General features: G+C 58.5%; 2 protein-coding genes. Both read right to left on the bottom strand.

Translation table 11 applies throughout. From position 1 onward, the window contains the following. The coding region (locus ACPLUI_RS13430; RefSeq protein ID WP_424660758.1) for an SIS domain-containing protein at positions 1-550 on the bottom strand (550 nt) is incomplete at its 3' end. A gap of 123 nt (positions 551-673) precedes the next feature. Continuing rightward, a complete protein-coding gene (locus ACPLUI_RS13425; protein ID WP_424660757.1) occupies positions 674-2,647 on the bottom strand; it encodes an amylo-alpha-1,6-glucosidase in 1,974 nt (657 codons plus the stop codon). Between the last annotated feature and the right edge of the window lie 213 nt (positions 2,648-2,860).

Genomic DNA, 2,860 nt, shown 5'->3' with positions numbered 1-2,860 from the left:
GGGAAACGCACCCGGCCACCTCATGGCTGAGGTCCGGCAGCAGGCCCATCCGGTAGAGCACGGCCAGGGTGGGGATAAAGAGGTATCCCGTCGCTGCACGGGGAGCGATACCGCCGGGAACGGTAATCACCGGGACACCGTCATTTCTGGCCAGCTCCCCCAGTTTGCCGCCGGTGGTCAGGACCACAACCCGGGCACCCTTTTCCCGCGCCCGGGCGTAGGCACTGAGAGTTTCTTCGGTATTGCCGGAATAACTGACGGCAAAAACAAGGGTGTGCGGCCCGACAAAGTCGGGCAGTACATAATCCCTGTTGACCAGCACCGGCACGCTCAGGCGCTGCGCGGCATAGACCCTCAGGAGGTCGCCACCGATGGCCGAACCCCCGAGGCCGGTAACCACTACCTGCCGGAGGTCACCCATGGGAGAAACGCCGGCAGCCATACCCAGCTCCCAGGCCCGGGTACACTGTTCGGGCAGCTCCCACAGGGCTTTGAACATCCCCTTCGTATCGGCATTATACATGGCCCGCACATCATCCAGAATATGCAAAATGAACCCCCCTTTATTGTTCCTGTCCTGAAAAATATATTAACCCGCCCGCCCTTTGAGAAGTGAGAGGTGGGAAGTGGGAGGAGAAGTGGGCGGTGCGGAATGCGTCACGGATTTTCAGCCTCAAACGTGCTGGAGCCTGATTTCCAGCACGTCCTCCACGTAAGCCCGGAGCACTTCGGCCACACCCCAGGCCTGGGCGATACACCCCCGGGGAATAACGGGCTCGTTGCCGTCAAAAATTTCAGAGATATAACCTATCCCGTGGTCCCGCAGCTGGTCCTGGAAGGGGGCGAGAAAACGTGCCGCCTGCAGGCGGCTGGCGGGCGAATAATTATGTACCCGGCGCCAGGCTGTCACAAAGGGTCCGATCAGCCAGCTCCAGACCGTCCCCTGGTGGTAGGCCCCGTCCCGCTGCCACCTGTCGCCAATGTAGTTCCCGCGGTACCGCGGGTCGCCGGGAGACAAGGTGCGCAACCCGTAAGTGGCGTACAGCTCCTGCCAGACACGGGTGAGCACTTTTCGACCCCTTCCGGCGTCAACCAGGGTAAAGGGCAGACTCAAGGCAATAACCTGGTTGGGGCGCAGGGAAGCATCCTTCCCCTGTTCACCCACCACATCGTACAGATATCCCCCCTCCTCATACCAGAACTCCCGCAAAAAATTTTCCGCATGCTTTTCGAGCAGGTCATGGTATTGAAAAGCGTCCCCGTAACGGGAGGCCAGTTCCCGCAAAACGCACAACGCGTTGTACCAGAGGGCGTTGATCTCCACCGCCTTGCCGTGGCGCGGCGTAACCACCCAATGGTCCACCTTTGCATCCATCCAGGTCAGCTGAAGCTCCGGAGAGCCGGCCGCCAGGAGCCCGTCTTCCTGGACTTTGATGTTGAAATGAGTGCCTTCGACGTAGTGACGGGCAATTTCTTTCAGCACCGGGTAGATCTCCCGGCGGATGAAGGCGTGGTCCTGGGTGTACTGAAGGTACTTCCAGACCGCCCAGAAATACCAGAGGGAGGCATCAGCCGTATTATACAGGGGCTCCCTGCCTTCATCGGTGAACATATTCGGCAGGAGCCCGTCCTTGCAGTAACGGGCATATGTAAGCAGGATTTCACGGGCATCATCATAACGCCGGGTAACCAGGGTCAGCCCCGGGAGGGCAATCATGGTATCCCTTCCCCAGTCGTTAAACCAGTGGTAACCGGCAATGATACTTTTGGCGCCGGTAGACCGGCGGTAGACGATAAAGCTGTCTGCGGCCTGGACAAGCTGGCGGGCCAGAGCACTCCGGTACCCGGCCCTGTTGACCAGATCCTCGAGGCGCCGGGTCTCCAGCTCCAGGAGGGCTTTCCCGTCGAGGGTAAAAACTTCCTCCAGGGTAGCGATGAAAGTTATGGTTTTTGTCTCCTCCGGTTTCAGAGAAACGGTAAAGTACCCCGGTATGAAGTGGTCCTCCCGGGCTTCAAGCCCCCGCCTTTGTTCTTCCACGTAAAACATATCGTGGAACCAGTCCTCGCGGCCCGTGAACTCCCCTTCACTGCAGACCAGGCGCAGGGTGGGGACCCGCGGCATCACCTTGACCGCCACTCCGAACGGGATCTCCTCCCGGGAAAAATTCAGCTGGCCCCGCCGGGTGGTCCAGTGAAAGTCCCGGCAGTTAACCAGGGGGGTCAAACGGAGCACGGCAGGTTCCGCCCCGTTATGAATCCGGTAGAGAATAACGGTGGTATTCTCACCATAAATCATAAAAATCTGTTTCTGCAGGGTAATATCACCACAAGATGAAATAAACGTGGGAAAAGGGTTGAACACCACCTGCTGCAGGTGGACAAATCCAAATTCCGTCACGCCACCGCCGGTATGGTTGGTAGCAAGGTTATATACCCGGCCGGGGGTTTCCAGGCTTTCATCCAGTTTGGCTAAAAACAAATTGCGCCGCACCGGCGGGGAAAGGGAAGCCACAAGCAGGCCGTGGTACTTGCGGGTATTAACACCGATGATGGTGGAGGAGGCATAACCACCGATGCCGTTGGTGACCAGCCATTCTTTTTCAATACCCCGCTCAAAGTTGCGCCATTCCCCTTTGCCAAAGCGCAACACCCCTCCTCCTTTCCCGGCAGCACGGTTCATTTCAATAACATGCATAGAATTCTCCATTACAGCCACCCTTATACTACTGAGCTGGGATGATTTTCCTGCATCTTTTGGAGCGCCAAAGCTACCGCGCCCATTAAACCGGACCGCGTGCCAAGCTCCGCCGGGACCAGCCGTACCCGCCTGCGAGCAGGCGCAAGGGCACGCCGGGATACT

The organism is Desulfofundulus sp., from assembly GCF_049701015.1.
Classification (GTDB): domain Bacteria; phylum Bacillota; class Desulfotomaculia; order Desulfotomaculales; family Desulfovirgulaceae; genus Desulfofundulus.
Note: the sequence above shows the minus strand (reverse complement) of the source record. Positions and strands in the feature narration are given on the sequence as shown.